Source organism: uncultured Flavobacterium sp., assembly GCF_951805225.1.
Classification (GTDB): Bacteria; Bacteroidota; Bacteroidia; order Flavobacteriales; family Flavobacteriaceae; genus Flavobacterium.
The window spans coordinates 3918199-3937499 of the sequence record NZ_OX638201.1; the positions used below are offsets into that span (position 1 = coordinate 3918199).

Here is a 19301-nt window from a genome sequence, read left to right on the forward strand (position 1 = left end):
AATTTCATTTCCTTAATTAACATAACTTTACAATTCTTACAATATCTTTAAAAGCAATAAAAAAAGGAAACCGATAAAATAAAAATCCGAAGTAAATTAATACTTCGGACTTTTTTATGAATTTACTTATTACAATAATCAATGCATGGTTGTATTTAGACTTTATTTATAAAAGACTACGTTATAGTTCTTATATACGTTCCAATACTCTTCCTGGTTGCACGATCCAGTCTCCGCTACTTGTTAATGTGACTGTTACTTCCTGATTTCTAAAATCACTTAATTCAATTTTTGCTGCTTTTTTGGAAATCTTTGTAAGATCAGCCAATTTATCACTTTGAAAAGAACCAGTAGAAATATAGAATGAAAATTTTGGAGTAATTACATGTTGCTCATTTGGATATGGAGACCAGGTAACTCCCAAAAATCCAACTTGAGTCTGAATACCAAAGCTTGCATTACTGTACCACTTTCCACCTTCATTCTTCTCCTGATCAAAAGAATTAGTCATTAAAGTTATACTATTATCAGAAGCTTGATGACCTTGTTCACTATTCAAAGATGGTCCTCGATAAGGAGGTATAGTAGCATATTGAGTTTCCCAAGTTTCTTTTACATTAGCATGTAAAATAATACTAGAATCAATTTGAGCTCCTAAACCTACTTCTTGATTTGATGCACCAGCTCCCAAAGAGTATTGAAGAGGAATATCGAACTTATTTATTGCTCCATAATCTGGAGACACATTTAGATAAGCAGATGAATGTGCATAAACGCCGCTATTAGGAAGTCCTTCTGGTTTCTGTAAAAAAGCCCAGAAATTTTGATTGTTACTACTTTCATTTTTTAAATAAATAGTATAATTAGTTCCTGAATTTGACATGATTTATAAATTTGGTTATTTATCCCTACTCATAAGCTTTTCGGATTCCGCTTTGCATTATTTACGAAATACTTAGAGTTTATTTTTTTTGCTTTTCAGCATTGATAAAATCTAAAAGTTGTTGTGTTTTTAATCTCTCTATTTCCTTAATACGTTTCGCACGTGAGTTATCTAAATTATTGGCTTTCTTACCTGTAGAAACTACTTGTGGTTTGGTAAATAGTAAATAATCTCCAAATAAATGACTTAAAAACAAAGGAGATTTTCCTGGTCTCTTTTTATCAAAGTTTTCAGCTTTATGACAAGAAAAACAATTTGCCAAATTCTTATTAGCAATACTATCTATATCTTTCTGAAAGGTCTGCGTATAAGTTTCCATCGTAATGTTTGCCAAATTAACTGAACCTCTGGCTAACGAATCAGGAAGCGCGCTTGAGAGTTTTTTTGTTACAATTGCTTTCTTTTGATTTTCAGAAGAAACTCCGTCAAAATCTAACCAGATAGAACCATTATAAAAGTAATTTCTAAAAACATCTTTCAAATTAGCTGCTACACATTTATTAATATCCTCGATATTATTAAAATTAGCAGGTTCTTTCTGGCTTGTTTTCATAAATAAACCAGTGTTTAAATCCTTTGGCACACCATATTCATAAAGAATAAAAGCTTTATTTTCAAGAAATGGTTTTTTCGTGATAGTATCCCATCTAATTCCATTTATGCCAGAAGTAGTTCCTTTTTCATAAAACAACATTTCGTTTACAGACGTTACCGAATTGTTTTTCTTATCATAAACAGGCGCCATATCTTTATGTTCGAAAGTTGCCCAGATAAATTCAGGATGATTTTTTACAACTCCAACTACATGCATACCTAATAATGCAACAGTTTTTTGAACATATTTCCCTTTGCTATTTTGAACAGCTGCCTTAGTTGTAAAATAATCTTGTTGTTGCGCTTTGGCAATTGCATCAATATTAATCCAGGAAGCTTTTAATTCTAAAGCACCAACCGGAAATGTCTCTAAATTAGAAACCGGTAATTTCCCGCTGTTGATTAAAGAAGCCATTGAAACAGCCTTGTCTTTTAGCAAATTATTAATATGAATAGAATAATAAACCGTATCTGCGACATTATTATATTTAGAATTAGAATGCAAAATACCGCTAAAACCAGCTTGCTTAATAGAACTCAAAACAAATTTAAGTCCCAATTCTGGCGCAACATTTTCCATTTGCGGGCTAACCAAATCCAGAGAATCTAAAAAGAATGGATTTCCGTTTGGCAATGGTTTTGTTACCCACAAAAACTTTTGCCACGACCATTGGTGAAAATCACAGTTTGTAGTCGTTTCACTATCAAACGGACTTCCGTCACCTTCTGCCGGAGCTGGAGTCTGTTCATGAGGAAACCAACTTTTTTCACAATTACATGGTTCAGATGATGTGCTTGCATACGAAGGAGCTGCACCATCTTTATATTCAGCATTATTTCTATTTAAAAGAAATAACCACAAACCAACTGCTATTACAATAACAAGCAGCAAACTAATAACGACGTATTTTTTTTTCATTTTTTCATAGGTTTAATAATTATTAGGAATCAGGATTCCCTTAACAAAAAAGACCGCCTAAAACAGGCGATCTTTTTAAATCAAAACTCGAATCGAGTCAGGAAGTTTTGTTATCCTGTTGAATTTGTTTTTGGGGAAACTTTATTTCTAAACTAATTCTTCTTTTAAGCTTTTCGCTGCTGTAACTGGTACGTTTTCAATATTATGTTCATAATATGAAAAACCTCCTGTTCCGTTCCATGCATTATCGATTGCTAAATGAGCATCAAATTTTGCTAAAAAAGCACCAATTTTCGGTGGAAGAGCAGAGTGAACATATTCTCCATGAAGACTAACCAATTGTGTAACCTTACCAATTCCAGCTCCATATATTTTTCCTGTTACCTGAACAACAATATGGCTATCAGGACCTGGTATAGCCTGAGTAATTACAACTGTACCTGTCACAGAATGTTGAGATGGTACTACTACTAAACTAAATTTTGCAATTGGAGCACCTGGTGTTCCCACATTTCCGATTGTTCCTTGTGCTAAATAAGCACCTAATAATAAATCTGACATAATTTCTTTGATTTAGGATTCCTACTCATAAGGCTTTTCGGTACCGCCTCGTTTTTTCTAGTGGGTTCTGCTCCACATAATTAATTAGTAATCAAATAGTTCAAGAACACCTTAACACACATTCTTGATCTATTTCTATTTCAAAACTACATCAAACAAGCAGGCGTTTTTCACAAAATGTTACAGAACCAAAATTATTGAGTACAAAACCGATAAAGAATGACATGGGAAAATCTAGTACGTAAAAACACCTGCTTTGGTAAATTCTAAAAAGAATAAATAAAGCATTCAACAATAAACTTTCATTTATTTTTGAAAGTTTAAAAACTTTTGTTTACATTTGATCCATGGAATTCAAAGAAGCAAAAAATAAGTTCGTACAAACTTGGGGAGCATTAGGTTCTCAATGGGGAATTAATAAAACCATGGCGCAAATCCATGCTTTATTAATGGTCTCGAACGAAGCTGTTTCTATGGAAGACATTATGGAGGAATTGCAAATTTCGCGCGGAAATGCCAGCATGAATCTAAGAGCTTTAATGGATTGGGGAATTGTCTATAAAGAATACAAAGCCGGAGAAAGAAGAGAGTTTTTTACTGCCGAAAAAGATTTAGACGAATTAGCTTCTAAAATTGCCAGAGAAAGAAGTAAAAGAGAAATTAAACCTGCTCTTAAAATATTAAAAGAAGTTTCGACTATTGAAGCAAAAGATTCCGCTGAAGAAAAACACTTCGTAGATCAAACAACTAAATTGTATGACTTTGTTTTAAAAGCAGATAATATGTTGGATAAAATGACCGAATTTAATGAAAACTGGTTGGGACGTTTGGTTCTGAAAATTATGAAGTAAAACATCAAACTAAAAAAATTTAATTAAAACTTTCATTTTTTTCTGAAAGTTTAAAATAATCAATAACTATGAAAACAACATTTAAAATTGTAGAAATTATAAATATAATGGCGCTTACATGCCTTCTCGCAGGTCCTTACGGTTTGGCGTTTACCGGAGTATTACAAGTTATAGCAGCAATATTCTTCTTTTTATTATTTCCAAAAAATAAATTGATATACGCTTACTTTGGGTTGGTAATTACTTTCTTTTTGATTTGGGACAGACCGCATTTTAGTTGGTTGTTCTTATTACCAATCTCTTTAATATTTTTCCTGACCTATATTATTTACAATCAAAAAGCAAGATTATGAACTTCTTAAAAGCTGAATGGAAAAACTTAGCACTTTTCAATTATGAAGTTGATGCTAAAATCTTAGAAAAATACATCCCAATTGGTACCGAAATAGATTTATGGAACAACAAATGTTATGTGAGTTTAGTTGGTTTCATGTTCAAAAACACAAAAGTTTTAGGTCTGAAAGTTCCTTTTCATGTAGATTTTGAAGAAGTCAATTTGAGATTCTATGTAAAACGTTTTGAAAACGGAGAATGGAAACGCGGTGTAGTTTTCATCAAAGAAATTGTTCCGAAAACCGCTATTACTTTTATTGCAAATACTTTATATCAGGAACATTATGAAACTCGAAAAATGACTCATAAAATCATTGAAAATGAAAATACAGACACTTTTATTTATCAATGGAAAACCAAAGAAAATTGGAATACAATTCAATTAGAAACTCAAAAAAATCCAATAGAAATTGCAATCGGTTCTGAAGCCGAATTTATAACGGAACATTATTTTGGATATACTAAAATTGATGAAGAAACCACTTTCGAATATGAAGTTCAACATCCGAGATGGGAACAATTTGAAGTTTTGAATTATAATGTTGATATCGACTTTAGGAAAACTTACGGACGAGATTTTGAATTTTTACAAACCAAAAATCCTATTTCTGTTTTCCTGGCAAAAGGATCTAAAATTAGTGTGAGAAACAAACGAAAACTGGAAGCTGTTTTTGCTCTAGAAGAAATTTACGATTAGAACTCCAAGTTATTATTAATCTAAAAAAAAGGAATTATGAAAACGCTCGAAAACCAAACTTTACTTTATGATGAAGATTGTCCGCTTTGTAGTTTGTACACAACAGGATTTGTAAAAAGTGGAATGCTGGATGAAAATGGAAGAAAATCTTATTGTGAATTATCTCAAGAAGAACAAACTTTTGTAGATTTAAAACGCGCACCAAACGAAATTGCTTTGGTAGATAATAAAACTAAAACCGTTATTTATGGAATTGACAGTTTAATAAAAATTATAGGGTTTTCTTTTCCATTAATTGAAAAAATTGCAACCATAAAACCCATTCATTTCATCTTGACAAAATTGTATTCTTTTGTTTCTTACAATCGAAAAGTGATTATTCCCGGAGGAAACATCAAAGAAAACAAACTGCAATGTACTCCGGATTACAATTATAAATATCGTTTCATTTTTATTGGTTTTGCATTAACGCTGACAAGTTTCGCTTTATTTGGATATTCTAATTTGGTTCCCAATTTGCCAAAATCAAATATTATAAGAGAATTCATTTTAGCATTTGGTCAAATTGTATTTCAAAGTTTATTTCTTTTTAAAATGGACAAAAAAACAATCATCAATTATGCCGGAAACTTAATGACTATTTCTTTAATGGGATCTTTAATTTTGACACCAATCTTAATTCTTAATCAATTTATTAATGTTCCCGAAATTCTTATTTTAGGTTGGTTCGGAATAACCGTTTTCATAATGTTTGCAGAGCATTTTAGAAGAGTTAAAATTCTAGAACTTCCCTTTTATTTATGTTTTACCTGGGTACTTTATAGAATCATTGCATTACTATTTATTTTAAATTTATAAAATGAAAAAACTAATCATCGCAGCCGGAACAGGTTTTTTAGGACAGGTTCTAATAAATCATTTCAAAGACAAATTTGAAGAAATTGTAATTCTGACCAGAGGAAAATCTCAAACAATTGACGGAATCAAATATGTAAACTGGAATGCTAAAACTTTTTCGGGTTGGGAAAATGAACTTGAAAACGCAACTGTTTTAATTAATCTCGCAGGAAAATCTGTTGATTGTCGTTATACAAAAGAAAACAAAAAAGCAATTTTATTATCTCGAATCGAAAGCACAAAGATTTTAAACAAAGCTGTTTTAAACTGTACAAATCCGCCTAAACATTGGCTGAATTCATCAACTTCTACTATTTATCGTTTTTCTTTAGACAAACAAATGGATGAAATCGATGGCGAAATCGGAAATGATTTTTCTATAAATGTTGCCTTGTCTTGGGAAAAAGCATTCTTTAAAACCGAAACTCCAAATACTTTGAAAACTGCTTTGAGAACTTCAATAGTTTTGGGTAAAAATGGCGGCGCTTTTATTCCGTTAAAGACTTTATCAAAAATTGGTTTCGGAGGAAAACAAAGAAAAGGAAATCAGTTTATAAGCTGGATTCACGAAGAAGATTTTGCCAATGCAATTGATTTAATCATTCAAAAAGAAATTATCGGTGTTGTTAATATCGTTTCTCCTGAACCAATTCGGAATGTTGACTTTATGAAAAAACTTCGAAAAGCGGTTGGTTTCCCTTTCGGAATTCCGATGAATGCTTTTCTTCTGGAAATTGGATCTTTCTTCATTCGAACAGAAACCGAATTAGTTTTAAAAAGTAGAAACGTGATTCCGAAACGACTTTTAGAAAATGGATTTAAATTTAAGTTTGGAGATATTGATAATGCATTTCAAAATTTATTAAGCAAATAACTTTGTCAAAGTACAATCTCATGATATTGTCATTTCGACGAAGGAGAAATCTTCGCAAGTAACTCCGCTTCAATAAGCCAATCTTTGTAGAGCTTCTTACGAAGATTTCTCCTTCGTCGAAATGACAAGATTTACTAAAACCAAACAAAAATCAATGACAACAATTCACCTTACAACAAAAATAAAAGCGCCGAAACAAATCGTTTTTGACGCATCAAGAAATATAGATATTCATCAGCAATCTGCAAGTCCTTCAAAAGAAAAGGCAATTGCAGGAATTACATCCGGATTAATAAATTTAAACGAAACGGTAACTTGGCGAGGTAAACATTTTGGGGTTTATCTCACTCACAAAAGCCGAATTACGACAATGAATCTCTATGATTATTTTGTAGATGAAATGGAAAAAGGAAAGTTTAAATCTTTCAAACATGAACATTTTTTTGAAGAAGAAAACGGAATTACAATAATGAAAGACAAATTGCATTATGAAACTCCGTTTGGAATATTTGGAGAACTTTTTGATATTTTATTTTTAGAAAAGCATCTTACTAATTTTCTTTTGGAACGAAATAAAGTTTTGAAAGAAGTATCAGTCGCTATTGCAATTTCCTGATTTGAGTTCTCTACTTAATAAACTCAATTGTGAATTTTGGATCCCAATAATAATAACCATATAACTCATGAGAATCGAATCTATCATTAAGAATATAAAGTGCAAAATATACAAAAACATCTTCTGTTCCTTCGTACCTTATTTTATTACCATAGTAGCCTGAATTCTCTTCTTTAAAAACTGGAGGTAGATAATTATTTGAATCTGTATTAGGATGTGCAGCTTTAATTTTGGAATAATACTGTCCAAATGGTGTAAAGATTATATCTCCACCCCCATGCTCAACTTTGTACATTAGCACTTTGGATTCCTCACAATTTTGTTGAATTGTGGTAGCCCTAAAACAAAAATCATCCGCTATTTTTGTTTTTAGACTTAAATCTGCTGTTCCCTGCACCGAAACAATTTCTCTTGGATTATAAACAATCAAATGATTGCTATTGTGATCTACTTTTTGAGCTTTATTAGGATCTGTATTTCGAGGATAATTTTTCTTAATATACTCAGCATTTATTACAAAAAGAACATCGATAGTTTCAGTAATAAATTTTAAATTTTCATTCATGATATATGTATTTTTATATATCAAAACTAGATTAAACATGGAAGTTTCTTAAAAGAAATGGCACAAAAAGCAAGTTTCATGTCATAACACAAAGAAAACAAGTCGTGAAAATTTTGGAGGAAATAAATAAGGTTTTGAAAGAAGTTTCAGAACCCCATCTACTTTAGTTATAATACTCAATCATTATCCTGATCGTCAAAAATTATAACTTCATCTAATGCATCCTGATCGTTTCTTCTATAAAACATTCTATACATTAAAAAGATAGAAAAAATATTAATTGTAAGATGTGCCATATAAATCCAGAAATTCATTGGAATCCAGATACTGTAAATCAATGTGGCAAAAATAGCGATAATAACCAACATGAATTTCTGATAGAATCGAACAAGTGATCCATTTATAAAGGCCAATGCCAGTATCACCAATGCCACTAATCGATTGAAAAGAGCAGCGAAAATAAAGGAAAATGCACATACAAAAATAGACATCAAACGATAAGATCCTATAATTAGTGGCCAGACAAAACCTAGAAAAATCATCCAACAAATAAAGAATACAATGAACTGTGTGTTCGTGAATTTGAATCCAAAAAAAGAAATTTGTTTTTCCATGTGGTTATTTATTTTCAAATATACTTTTAATTATTTTCAGAATAAAAGTTTTTTTGAAAAGTTAAACCGAACTTAAAACTGTTTCAAAAGAAAGAATTAGTGAGAAAATTTACCTATTTTTAGAACATTATATTAATCTTCTTAAAAAATTAAACTCATGACAATTAAGACCAAAATATTATCGATAGTATTCTTTGCCGTTTCTTTTATTGGATTTGCACAAAGTAATTGCAAGGATTTAAAAGGTTGCGAAAGAAAACTATGTGAATTAAATATCAAATTAACGGCAGCCAAAAAAGCTGGTAATCAAAACCAGATTAAAGGTGTTGAAGATGCAATTTCTCAAACCAAAAAGAACTGCACAACAAAAACTGTAAGCAATGATCTTGACAAAAAAGTAAAAGAAAAACAACAAAAAGTTAAGGAAAGAACTGATGATCTAAATAAAGCAATTAAAGATCAGGAAAGCACAGAAAAAATCAACAAGAAAAAGAAGAAATTAGCTGAAGCTAAAGCTGATTTAAATAAAGCTTTGGCAGAACAAAAAACAAAATAATATTTTTTCTCTCGCAGATTCGGCAGATTCGGCAGATTTCAAAATATTAATCTCAATTGCCTCCAGCTTTAGCTGGAGGTGATAAAGAGTTTTCAATATGGCTTTAGCCGAAAGGCAAAGTTTGGCTAAAGCCAATGATATTCTATTACATTTACCTCCAGCTGAAGCTGGAGTCTATTCACAAAAAATTAAATAGCCGATAAATTCTTCTTTTGAAAATAAAATTTCTTGATTTACGGTTTGCGTGAGGGATTGAGGCGGTATCCTTTTATGAAGCGGAGCGGAATAAAAGATATAGCCGAAAGCCCGACCCGGAGGGACACGCCCAAATTATTTAAAAACTTTTATCTCTTTTTATAAAAACACAATCATAAGCCACCAAAAAATTGGAACGCTTTCGACCCAAAATGAAGTATAATATTTAGAACGATTTGGATTTGCAAATGCTATAAAAAGCATCAAAGTGATGACCATTATTAGATTTATAAGTAAATCATGAAGATCAAATGTCAATATACCAACAACCCAAAACGGAACCATAAGTGAAAAACCTAAAATTTTTGTTCGCCTTACGCCAATAGTTTGAGGAACGGTTTGCAAATGCGGATCATCGTTTGCCAAATCAATAATTTCGAAAACTAAAATCAGGACAAAAACCAAAACAAAACGCTGAATACACTTTACAAAAAAATTGGTCGTAAATGAAACTTCGGCATTTATAAGTGGTAAAACCAACGTCGCTCCTACCCAACAAAGCGCTACTATATAAATTTTTACGCCTGCCCAATTTCGGGCATTTTTTTTATTTGGAAAAAATGGAAGTGTATAAAGTGCCGTTATAGCAAAAATTCCAACGGAGACAATTTGAGTAATTCGCTTTAAATGGAAAAAATAATAGGCAACCAAAAACAATGAAATCAGACTTAAAACAGCAATAATTTTCAGCTGAATTCCGATTGGTTTTTGCTGCACGCGAACTAAGGCATCATATTTAACAAAATTATACCCCACAATTGTTCCAAAAAAAACAAATAGTGCCATTGGCTCATCATACTGAATATGAAACACATGAAACGTGATTCGCACAAGAGCATAACACGACAAAGCCACATGAATACTGCTATTCAGATAAAAATCTAAGATGCGTTTTGATACTATCATACCTCAAATCTAATCAATTATTAACAAATCAACTCTTTAGTTGTAAATTTCATAAAAAATGAAGTTAAAAATGCTAATTAAATTATTAATAATACTTAATTTTGCGCGACAAAAAAACAACACTATTACAACTATATGAAAACAGATGCTTTTGCTTTAAGACACATTGGTCCAAGAGAAACAGATCTTCAACACATGTTACAGACCATTGGAGTTGAATCGATCGAACAACTTGTTTATGAAACCCTTCCGGACGACATTCGCTTAAAAGCACCGTTAAACTTAGATCCTGCAATGACAGAATATGAATTCGCAAATCATATTCAGGAATTAGGCAAGAAAAACAAAGTATTCAAATCTTATATTGGTTTGGGTTATCATCCAACTATCGTTCCTGCTCCAATTCAAAGAAATATCTTCGAAAATCCAGGATGGTATACAGCTTATACGCCTTATCAGGCAGAAATTGCTCAAGGTCGTCTTGAAGCAATTTTAAATTTCCAGACTACTGTAATCGAGTTAACAGGAATGGAAATTGCAAACGCTTCTTTACTTGATGAAGGAACTGCTGCTGCCGAAGCTATGGCTTTGTTATTTGACGTTCGTACTCGTGACCAAAAGAAAAACAATACAAATAAGTTCTTCGTTTCTGAAGAAATTTTACCTCAAACTTTATCAATATTACAAACACGTTCAACTCCTATTGGGATTGAATTAGTTGTTGGTAACCACGAAAACTTTGATTTTTCTAATGAGTTCTTCGGAGCCATTTTACAATATCCGGGAAAATATGGTCAGGTAAATGATTATAGTGCTTTTGTTGCTAAAGCAAAAGAAAACGAAATCAAAGTTGCCTTTGCTGCTGATATTTTATCACTTGCTGCTTTAACTTCTCCAGGAGAAATGGGAGCTGCAGTAGTTGTTGGAACTACACAACGTTTTGGTGTACCAATGGGTTATGGTGGTCCTCACGCTGCTTTTTTTGCAACTAAAGATGAATACAAAAGATCTATGCCAGGTCGTATTATTGGAGTTTCTATTGATGTAAATGGAAACCGCGCTTTACGTATGGCTTTAGGAACTCGTGAACAACACATAAAACGTGAAAAAGCAACTTCAAATATTTGTACTGCTCAGGTTTTACTAGCGGTTATGGCTGGAATGTATGCAGTTTACCACGGACCAAAAGGATTACAATATATTGCAAATAAAGTTCACGCATCAGCTGTTACTACTGCTGAAGCTTTAAATAAACTTGGAGTTTTCCAAACAAATACAGCTTACTTCGATACTATTTTGGTTAAAGCAGATGCTCAAAAAGTAAAAGCAATCGCTGAGAAAAACGAAGTAAACTTCTACTATGTTGATGCCGATACGATTTCTATTTCGTTTAACGAAACAACTTCAATTAACGACATCAACCAAATTATTGCGATTTTTGCTGAAGCTTTAGGAAAAGAAACTTTCACTGTTGCTGAATTAGCTACTGCAAGTCAATTACCTTCTTCATTAGAAAGAACATCTCCTTTCTTAACACATGATGTATTTAATAATCATCATTCAGAAAGTCAGATAATGCGCTACATCAAAAAATTAGAGCGTAAAGATTTATCATTGAATCACTCGATGATTTCGTTAGGTTCTTGTACAATGAAATTAAACGCAGCTTCAGAAATGTTGCCTTTATCAATGCCAAACTGGAACAGCATTCACCCATTTGCACCAGTAGAACAAGCTGAAGGTTACATCACAATGCTTAAAAAACTTGAAGAGCAATTAAATGTAATTACAGGATTTGCCGGAACAACATTACAGCCTAACTCTGGAGCTCAGGGAGAATATGCTGGTTTAATGGCGATTCGTGCTTACCACTTATCAAGAAACGAAGGTCACCGTAATGTATGTTTGATTCCTTCATCTGCTCACGGAACAAATCCTGCTTCTGCAGCTATGGCCGGAATGAAAATCATCGTTACAAAAACTACTCCGGAAGGAAATATTGACGTAGAAGATTTAAGAGAAAAAGCGATTGAACATAAAGATGATTTATCTTGTTTAATGGTAACTTATCCTTCGACTCACGGAGTTTTTGAATCTTCGATTATTGAAATTACTAAATTAATCCACGACAATGGCGGATTAGTATATATGGATGGTGCAAACATGAACGCACAAGTTGGATTAACAAATCCTGCTACAATTGGTGCTGACGTTTGCCACTTAAACTTACACAAAACATTTGCTATTCCTCACGGTGGCGGAGGACCTGGAGTTGGACCAATTTGTGTTAACGAAAAATTAGTTCCATTCTTGCCAACAAACCCAATCTTAAAAGTTGGTGGTGAACAAGCTATTACAGCTATTTCATCTGCACCTTACGGATCAGCTTTGGTATGTTTAATCTCTTACGGTTACATCACAATGATGGGTGCTGAAGGTTTAAAAAGTGCTACAGAACATGCTATTTTGAATGCTAACTATATGAAAGCGCGTTTCGAAGGACACTACCCAATTCTTTATACTGGAGAATGCGGAAGAGCTGCTCACGAAATGATTTTAGATTGTCGTTCGTTTAAAGAAAACGGAATTGAAGTTGGTGATATCGCAAAACGTTTAATGGATTACGGTTTCCACGCTCCTACGGTTTCTTTCCCTGTAGCTGGAACTTTAATGATCGAGCCAACTGAATCTGAAGATTTAGCAGAATTAGATCGTTTTTGTGATGCTCTTATTTCAATCAGAAAAGAAATTGAAGCTGCAACAGCCGATGATAAAAACAATGTATTGAAAAATGCACCGCACACATTGGCAATGTTAACAACTGATAATTGGACTTTCCCTTATACTAGAGAAAAAGCGGCTTACCCATTAGATTACATTGCTGAAAATAAATTCTGGCCATCTGTTCGTCGTGTAGATGATGCTTATGGTGATAGAAACTTAGTTTGTAGCTGTGCTCCTATTGAAGCTTACATGGAAAATTAATCTTAGATTATTTTATAAAAACAAACCCGATGACGATTCCGTTATCGGGTTTTATTTTTTTTATAACATTCTTAAAAATTTTCTGGTTTTCTGTAACATCGTGAAATATTTTGATGAAATATTTTTTTTCGTCACCATTAATCTCAAACGTTTGAAATCTCGATAAAACTAAAAATTCGTTAGAAAATTAACAATATATTCAAGAAATAATTATTATTTCATAATTATATGCATGCATAGTATTTTTTATGACAGTTATCATGAATTTATTTATACTTTAGCAATAAATTTACCGGATAATCGAGGAATAATGAAAATAAAAATTATAGGTATAGGAAGTTATATTCCTAATAAAGAAGTAAGCAATACTGACTTTGGCGATCATGTTTTTTTAAATGAAGACGGAACTCCCTTCGGTTACCCTAACGAAGTTGTAATAAAAAAATTTAAAGGTATTACCGGTATCGAAAATCGCCGTTATGCCGAAGACCAACATACCTCATCTGATTTAGCTTATTTTGCAGCTGAAAGAGCGCTTGAAAATGCAAAAATCGATCGTGAGACTTTAGATTATATCATTTTTGCGCACAATTTTGGTGATGTAAAATCAGGAACAAATCAGTCTGATATTTTGCCAAGTTTAGCAACACGCGTTAAAAACAAATTAGACATTAAAAATCCTAAGTGTGTTGCTTACGATATTCTTTTTGGATGTCCAGGCTGGATTGAAGGTGTTTTGCAAGCAAATGCATTCATTAAATCTGGAATGGCAAAACGTGTTTTGGTAATTGGTGCCGAAACTTTATCAAGAGTTGTTGATGATCATGATCGCGATTCTATGATTTATTCTGATGGTGCGGGTGCTTCAATTTTAGAAGCTTCTGAAGATGAAGCTGGTTTATTATCTTATGAAAGTGCCACTTTTGCAAATGATGAAGCTAACTTTTTATTCTTCGGAAAATCATATAATCCTGATTTAGATCCAGACATTAAATACATCAAAATGTATGGTCGCAAAATTTATGAATTTGCTTTAAGCCAAGTTCCTTGTGCGATGAAAAGCTGTTTAGATAAAAGCGGAATTGGAATTGACGAAGTGAAGAAAATCCTGATTCACCAAGCCAACGAAAAAATGGATGAAGCAATTATTGCTCGTTTCTACAAACTTTACGACAAAACTGCACCAGAAAATATTATGCCAATGAGTATTCATGATTTAGGAAACTCAAGCGTGGCAACTGTACCAACTCTTTATGATTTATTGATTCAGGGAAAACTGGAAAATCACGAAATAAACAAAGGCGATGTTGTAATTTTTGCTTCGGTTGGAGCAGGAATGAACGTTAATGCATTTGTATATCGATATTAAGATTAAGTAGCTATTTCCAGCTATTCATTACAAGTCCACGATTTAAAAATTGTGTTTTTATTAAACTTTAAAAAGAGCTTCTTTTAGTCGCTTTTTTAAAATTATAAAAACTACAATTTTTAAATCGTGGGCTTTTCATTTCTATCTGGGCTAAAAAACATAAAAAAAGCAGATAACTTTGTATATTTGCGACCTAATAATAAAATCAAGAACGAGAGATTGTTTCGTTCCTCGCAACGACTATGTACGAAAAAACGTTTCCGAATAAAAGATTCAAACTTACTTTAGAGTTTTTACAAAAACACGTTAAAACATCAGAAACCATTTTTGATTTTGGCGTTCCAAATCCATTCTCCAAAATAATGGAAGAAAACGGTTATACCGTAAAAAACACAAAAGGCGAAGATTTAGACAACGATCAAACTGCTTTGCAAACAGAAGAATATAGCGTTTTTACTGCATTTGAAATTTTCGAACATTTGCTAAATCCTTATACTATTCTAGAAAACGTAAAATGTGACAAATTGTTAATTTCAATTCCGTTACGTTTATGGTTTTCTCCGGCATATCGTTCTAAAACTGATATGTGGGACAGACATTATCATGAATTTGAAGACTGGCAATTAGACTGGCTTTTAGAAAAAACAGGTTGGAAAATAACTGATCGTCTACAATTTACACATCCTGTAAAAAAGTTTGGAATCAGACCATTACTAAGATATTTCACTCCAAGATATTATATCGTGGTAGCCGAAAAAATTCATAATTAATAATTTACAATTCATAATTATTTTATGAAATATTACATCGTCATTCCCGCGCATAACGAGCAAGACCTTATTGGTTTAACATTGCAATCTTTGGTTTCGCAAACTGTTTTGCCATCAAAAGTTGTCGTTGTAAATGACAATTCAACTGATAAAACAGAAGAAATTGTATTGGGATTTGCAAAAGAAAATCCGTTTATCTCTGTTGTAAACAAAACTTCTGATGCAATTCATATGCCTGGAAGTAAAGTAATTCAGGCTTTTCAGAAAGGTTATGAAACACTGGATTCAGATTACGATATTATTGTAAAAATAGATGGTGATTTAATTTTTCCTGCAAATTATTTTGAAACTATAATCAAACATTTTCAATCTGATCCAAAAATTGGAATGGCTGGAGGATTTTGTTATATCGAAAAAAATGGAGATTGGATTTTAGAAAACCTAACCGATAAAGATCATATTCGTGGTGCATTGAAAGCCTACAGAAAAGAAACTTATCAGCAAATTGGAGGTTTAAAACCTGCGATGGGCTGGGATACTGTAGACGAATTACTTTGTAAATATTATGATTGGAAAATAGTTACAGACGAATCTTTACATGTAAAACACCTAAAACCAACAGGTGCAAACTACAACAAAACAGCTCGTTATAAACAAGGCGAAGCTTTTTATACATTAGGATATGGTTTCTGGATTACATCAATTGCCTCTGCAAAGTTGGCGATGATGAAGAAAAAACCACTTCTATTTTTTGATTATATTAAAGGATTTTGGAAAGCTAAAAAAGCAAAAACTCCTTTGTTGGTTACCCCTGAACAGGCTAAATTTATTAGAAATTACCGTTTCCAAAAAATGAAACAAAAGTTAATTTGATTGGTAAAATGACCGAAAAACGGGAACTCATAACCCAAAACTCGTAAGTTCTTTTTACCTTAGCCAATATTTGTAAAACTATGATGCTAATTCGTTATTTATCTCAAATAGGAAGATATTTTTTAATGCTGAAGGAAATTTTCAATAAACAGACTAAATGGCCTGTTATGAAAAAATTGATTTTCAAAGAAATCGACGATCTAATAATCGACTCTCTTGGCATCGTTTGCTTTATCTCCTTTTTCATTGGAGGAGTTGTTGCCATTCAAACTGCACTAAACTTGACTAATCCCTTAATTCCAAAATATTTAATTGGTTTTGCTACACGTCAATCTGTAATCTTAGAGTTTGCGCCTACTTTTATTTCGGTAATTATGGCCGGAAAAATGGGATCTTACATTACTTCGAGTATCGGAACAATGCGTGTTACGGAACAAATTGATGCGCTGGAAGTTATGGGAGTTAATTCATTAAACTATCTTGTTTTTCCAAAAATAGTAGCTTTATTAATGTACCCATTTGTAATTGGAATCAGTATGTTTTTAGGGATATTTGGTGGATGGCTTGCTTGTGCTTACGGAGGATTCTCGACTAGTCAGGATTTTATTCAAGGTGCTCAAATGGAATTTATTCCGTTTCATATTACATATGCCTTCATTAAAACTTTAATTTTCGCAATGTTATTAGCTACAATTCCATCGTTTCACGGATATTACATGAAAGGTGGAGCACTTGAAGTTGGTAAAGCAAGTACAGTATCATTTGTTTGGACATCTGTTTGTATTATTCTTTTTAATTATATATTAACTCAATTATTATTAGGATAATGATCGAAGTAAAAAACATAGAAAAATCATTTGGCGACAGTAAAGTTTTAAAAGGTGTTTCGACGGTTTTTGAAACTGGAAAAACTAACTTGATTATTGGACAAAGTGGATCTGGAAAAACTGTTTTATTAAAAACGTTATTAGGAATTCATACACCGGATTCCGGAACAATTGAGTTTGACGGACGTGTTTATTCCGAATTAGAACCAGACGAAAAACGTGAATTAAGAACTGAAATTGGAATGGTTTTTCAAGGAAGTGCTTTATTTGATTCGATGACTGTTGAAGAAAATGTTGCTTTCCCTTTAAAAATGTTCACAAACGACAATAAAGCTAAAATTCAGGAACGTGTTGATTTTGTTTTAGAACGCGTTAATCTAATTGATGCACATAAAAAATTACCTTCTGAAATTTCCGGAGGTATGCAAAAACGTGTGGCGATTGCCCGCGCAATTGTAAATAATCCTAAGTATTTATTTTGTGATGAACCTAACTCTGGTTTAGATCCAAATACCTCAACTTTGATCGATAATTTGATTAAAGAAATTACCGAAGAATACAATATCACAACTGTAATCAATACTCACGATATGAACTCGGTAATGGAAATTGGTGAGAACATCGTATTCTTAAAAAAAGGAGTAAAAGCTTGGCAAGGAACTAAAGAAGAAATCTTTAGAACTGATAATAAAGACATCGTGAAATTTGTTTACTCTTCGAACTTATTCAAAAAAGTAAGAGAAGCTTATTTGAAAGGCTAAAACCTTTTTTTAATTCAAAATTCCAATTCTGGAAGAACTCAATAAAAAAATTCCAAATTCCAATAACTAATGCAGTTGGAATTTGGAATTTTTCTTTTATTGGAATTTAAATATTGTGTTTAATAATTCTTTGGCAACCCAAATCCTATTACAAGTCCTACTCCCGCGTAACTATACTTAGAAATGCTTCCAAAAAACTTAACACCAATACTAGGAGTTAATGCATTGAATATTAAATTAGATCTCCTCTTAGGATTAAACCATTTAAAGTTTGCTTCGAAAGGAACACCATAAAATCTTTTATATTGATAATAGCGATTATGCTCAAAATCTCTATTGGTGAACTTTAAATTATTAGAATTTACTCCAATAGAAACACTATAAGAATGACTTCTGGTTAACCATCTTCTTCCATACAAAATGGCATATTCATCATTATCTTCTACATTCGAAAAAGCAAAAACACTATCTTGTTTGACATATCCTGTTTCATGTGAATATCGCAAAGTAAAAAGATTTTTCTTATACTGATAATTTAATTCGCCTCCACCGGCAAAACCAAAATTTTGCATAACAGAAAAACCTCCAAAAACCTCCGCATAAATAATGGGACTCTTTTTCTGTATTATTATTACAACATCCTTGGTGGTTTCTTGTGCATAAATTGAATTCGAAAGCACTAAAACAAAAACAATCTTAAGTAGTTTTTTGATCATAATCAATTGAATATCTAGTTATAAAGAGGAAATAATTTTCAAAACACAACACAAATAATATACCAATAAAAAAATCCAAATTCCAATCTTAGTCAAAATTGGAATTTGGATTTTAAATATTGAGATTTCTACCAGATTTTAATTCGAGTTGATCAACTCAACCTCAGCATTTGGATTAAAAAGATATGTTCTTCCTGAACTAATCTCAATGCATTCAAAACGTTTGGTTCTCACCGCTAATTTCTTGAAGATTTTTCCGTTTTTAATTCTGAACACACTGCCGTAAGGAATTTCAAAAACATAGTTCTTATCACTATTTGCATCGTATTGTTTTAACGCTAAAGACAAAGTTGTATCTGTATCGCTACTTGCAGACGGATTCTTAAAATGCCTCGCTAATAACGGCAATAAACCACCCGGGAAAATCTCCGGACGAATAAAAGGAACCATCATTCTTTGAAAAGTAAGTTTCCACTCATTCCCATGCGGTTTTATATTTCGTCCAAACCTTTCAAATGCTACTAAATGTGAAATTTCATGAATTAGCGTAATCAAAAAACGATATTTATTTAAGCTTGCATTTACGGTGATTTCATGTTTACCGCTCGGTCCTCTTCTGTAATCTCCATGACGCGTTTGGCGTTCATTTACAATTTTCAGATGAACCTGATTGGCAACAATCAAATCAAATACAGGCTTTACAGCATGTTCCGGTATATATCTTGCAAGAGTTTCGTTCAAAATAGTTTTGAATTATGA

Annotated in this window: 21 protein-coding genes; 13 read left to right on the forward strand and 8 right to left on the reverse strand. The window is 32.2% G+C overall.

Annotated features, from left to right (window positions below):
• Nucleotides 1-190 precede the first annotated feature (190 nt).
• From WN975_RS16285 to WN975_RS16295, 3 genes are all read right to left on the reverse strand, one after another.
• Nucleotides 191-883 carry a hypothetical protein gene (locus WN975_RS16285; protein WP_337967431.1) on the reverse strand — a complete coding sequence of 231 codons (693 nt, stop codon included), beginning with the start codon at nt 881-883 and terminating at the stop codon, nt 191-193.
• Between the two features lie 79 nt (nt 884-962).
• Nucleotides 963-2456: a hypothetical protein gene (locus WN975_RS16290; protein WP_337967432.1), complete on the reverse strand. Its 1494-nt coding sequence runs from the start codon at nt 2454-2456 to the stop codon at nt 963-965.
• A 147-nt stretch (nt 2457-2603) separates the two neighbouring features.
• Nucleotides 2604-3017 carry a DUF1842 domain-containing protein gene (locus tag WN975_RS16295; RefSeq protein ID WP_337967433.1) on the reverse strand — a complete coding sequence of 138 codons (414 nt, stop codon included), beginning with the start codon at nt 3015-3017 and terminating at the stop codon, nt 2604-2606.
• A 347-nt stretch (nt 3018-3364) separates the two neighbouring features.
• On the opposite strand from WN975_RS16295, the gene WN975_RS16300 reads away from it, so the two are divergent.
• The 6 genes from WN975_RS16300 (at nt 3365) to WN975_RS16325 (ending at nt 7345) form a co-directional block, all read left to right on the forward strand.
• Nucleotides 3365-3868: a MarR family transcriptional regulator gene (locus WN975_RS16300; RefSeq protein ID WP_099709576.1), complete on the forward strand. Its 504-nt coding sequence runs from the start codon at nt 3365-3367 to the stop codon at nt 3866-3868.
• 68 nt (nt 3869-3936) lie between these two features.
• Nucleotides 3937-4221 carry a hypothetical protein gene (locus WN975_RS16305; RefSeq protein WP_337967434.1) on the forward strand — a complete coding sequence of 95 codons (285 nt, stop codon included), beginning with the start codon at nt 3937-3939 and terminating at the stop codon, nt 4219-4221.
• A complete protein-coding gene (locus WN975_RS16310) occupies nt 4218-4958 on the forward strand; it encodes a DUF2071 domain-containing protein (RefSeq protein WP_337967435.1) in 741 nt (246 codons plus the stop codon). The genes WN975_RS16305 and WN975_RS16310 overlap by 4 nt, the downstream gene beginning before the upstream one ends.
• A 36-nt stretch (nt 4959-4994) precedes the next feature.
• On the forward strand, nt 4995-5816 hold the full coding sequence (locus tag WN975_RS16315; protein ID WP_337967436.1) for a hypothetical protein: 822 nt from the start codon (nt 4995-4997) through the stop codon (nt 5814-5816).
• Nucleotide 5817: 1 nt separating this feature from the next.
• Complete coding sequence (locus tag WN975_RS16320) at nt 5818-6729, forward strand: TIGR01777 family oxidoreductase (RefSeq protein ID WP_337967437.1); 912 nt, start codon at nt 5818-5820, stop codon at nt 6727-6729.
• Nucleotides 6730-6883: 154 nt separating this feature from the next.
• A complete protein-coding gene (locus WN975_RS16325) occupies nt 6884-7345 on the forward strand; it encodes an SRPBCC family protein (RefSeq protein ID WP_337967438.1) in 462 nt (153 codons plus the stop codon).
• A 10-nt stretch (nt 7346-7355) separates the two neighbouring features.
• Here the strand turns inward: WN975_RS16325 and WN975_RS16330 are convergent, their stop codons facing one another.
• Both WN975_RS16330 and WN975_RS16335 read right to left on the reverse strand, forming a co-directional pair.
• Nucleotides 7356-7910 (reverse strand): AidA/PixA family protein, encoded by a 555-nt coding sequence (locus WN975_RS16330; protein ID WP_337967439.1) that lies wholly within the window; start codon nt 7908-7910, stop codon nt 7356-7358.
• Between the two features lie 176 nt (nt 7911-8086).
• On the reverse strand, nt 8087-8524 hold the full coding sequence (locus WN975_RS16335) for a hypothetical protein (RefSeq protein ID WP_337967440.1): 438 nt from the start codon (nt 8522-8524) through the stop codon (nt 8087-8089).
• 157 nt (nt 8525-8681) lie between these two features.
• Here WN975_RS16335 and WN975_RS16340 point away from each other — a divergent pair, with 157 nt between their 5' ends.
• A complete protein-coding gene (locus tag WN975_RS16340) occupies nt 8682-9080 on the forward strand; it encodes a DUF1090 family protein (RefSeq protein ID WP_337967441.1) in 399 nt (132 codons plus the stop codon).
• A gap of 354 nt (nt 9081-9434) precedes the next feature.
• On the opposite strand, the gene WN975_RS16345 is transcribed toward WN975_RS16340, so the two are convergent.
• Complete coding sequence (locus WN975_RS16345; RefSeq protein ID WP_337967442.1) at nt 9435-10241, reverse strand: hypothetical protein; 807 nt, start codon at nt 10239-10241, stop codon at nt 9435-9437.
• Between the two features lie 135 nt (nt 10242-10376).
• On the opposite strand from WN975_RS16345, the gene gcvP reads away from it, so the two are divergent.
• From gcvP to WN975_RS16375, 6 genes are all read left to right on the forward strand, one after another.
• Nucleotides 10377-13226 carry an aminomethyl-transferring glycine dehydrogenase gene (gene gcvP, locus WN975_RS16350; protein ID WP_337967443.1) on the forward strand — a complete coding sequence of 950 codons (2850 nt, stop codon included), beginning with the start codon at nt 10377-10379 and terminating at the stop codon, nt 13224-13226.
• A gap of 310 nt (nt 13227-13536) precedes the next feature.
• On the forward strand, nt 13537-14595 hold the full coding sequence (locus WN975_RS16355; RefSeq protein WP_337969000.1) for a ketoacyl-ACP synthase III: 1059 nt from the start codon (nt 13537-13539) through the stop codon (nt 14593-14595).
• A gap of 242 nt (nt 14596-14837) precedes the next feature.
• Nucleotides 14838-15365, forward strand: coding sequence for a methyltransferase (locus WN975_RS16360; protein ID WP_337967444.1), 528 nt, complete (start codon nt 14838-14840; stop codon nt 15363-15365).
• A 24-nt stretch (nt 15366-15389) separates the two neighbouring features.
• Entirely contained in the window at nt 15390-16238 is an 849-nt protein-coding gene (locus WN975_RS16365) for a glycosyltransferase family A protein (protein WP_337967445.1), read from the forward strand.
• Between the two features lie 80 nt (nt 16239-16318).
• A complete protein-coding gene (locus WN975_RS16370; protein WP_089351987.1) occupies nt 16319-17065 on the forward strand; it encodes an ABC transporter permease in 747 nt (248 codons plus the stop codon).
• Nucleotides 17065-17826 (forward strand): ATP-binding cassette domain-containing protein, encoded by a 762-nt coding sequence (locus tag WN975_RS16375; protein ID WP_337967446.1) that lies wholly within the window; start codon nt 17065-17067, stop codon nt 17824-17826. The genes WN975_RS16370 and WN975_RS16375 overlap by 1 nt, the downstream gene beginning before the upstream one ends.
• Nucleotides 17827-17945: 119 nt before the next feature.
• Here WN975_RS16375 and WN975_RS16380 read toward each other — a convergent pair whose 3' ends face one another.
• Together WN975_RS16380 and WN975_RS16385 are read right to left on the reverse strand one after the other, a co-directional pair.
• On the reverse strand, nt 17946-18542 hold the full coding sequence (locus tag WN975_RS16380; RefSeq protein ID WP_337967447.1) for a hypothetical protein: 597 nt from the start codon (nt 18540-18542) through the stop codon (nt 17946-17948).
• Nucleotides 18543-18680: 138 nt separating this feature from the next.
• Complete coding sequence (locus WN975_RS16385; protein ID WP_099709594.1) at nt 18681-19283, reverse strand: SprT-like domain-containing protein; 603 nt, start codon at nt 19281-19283, stop codon at nt 18681-18683.
• Nucleotides 19284-19301: the final 18 nt, after the last annotated feature.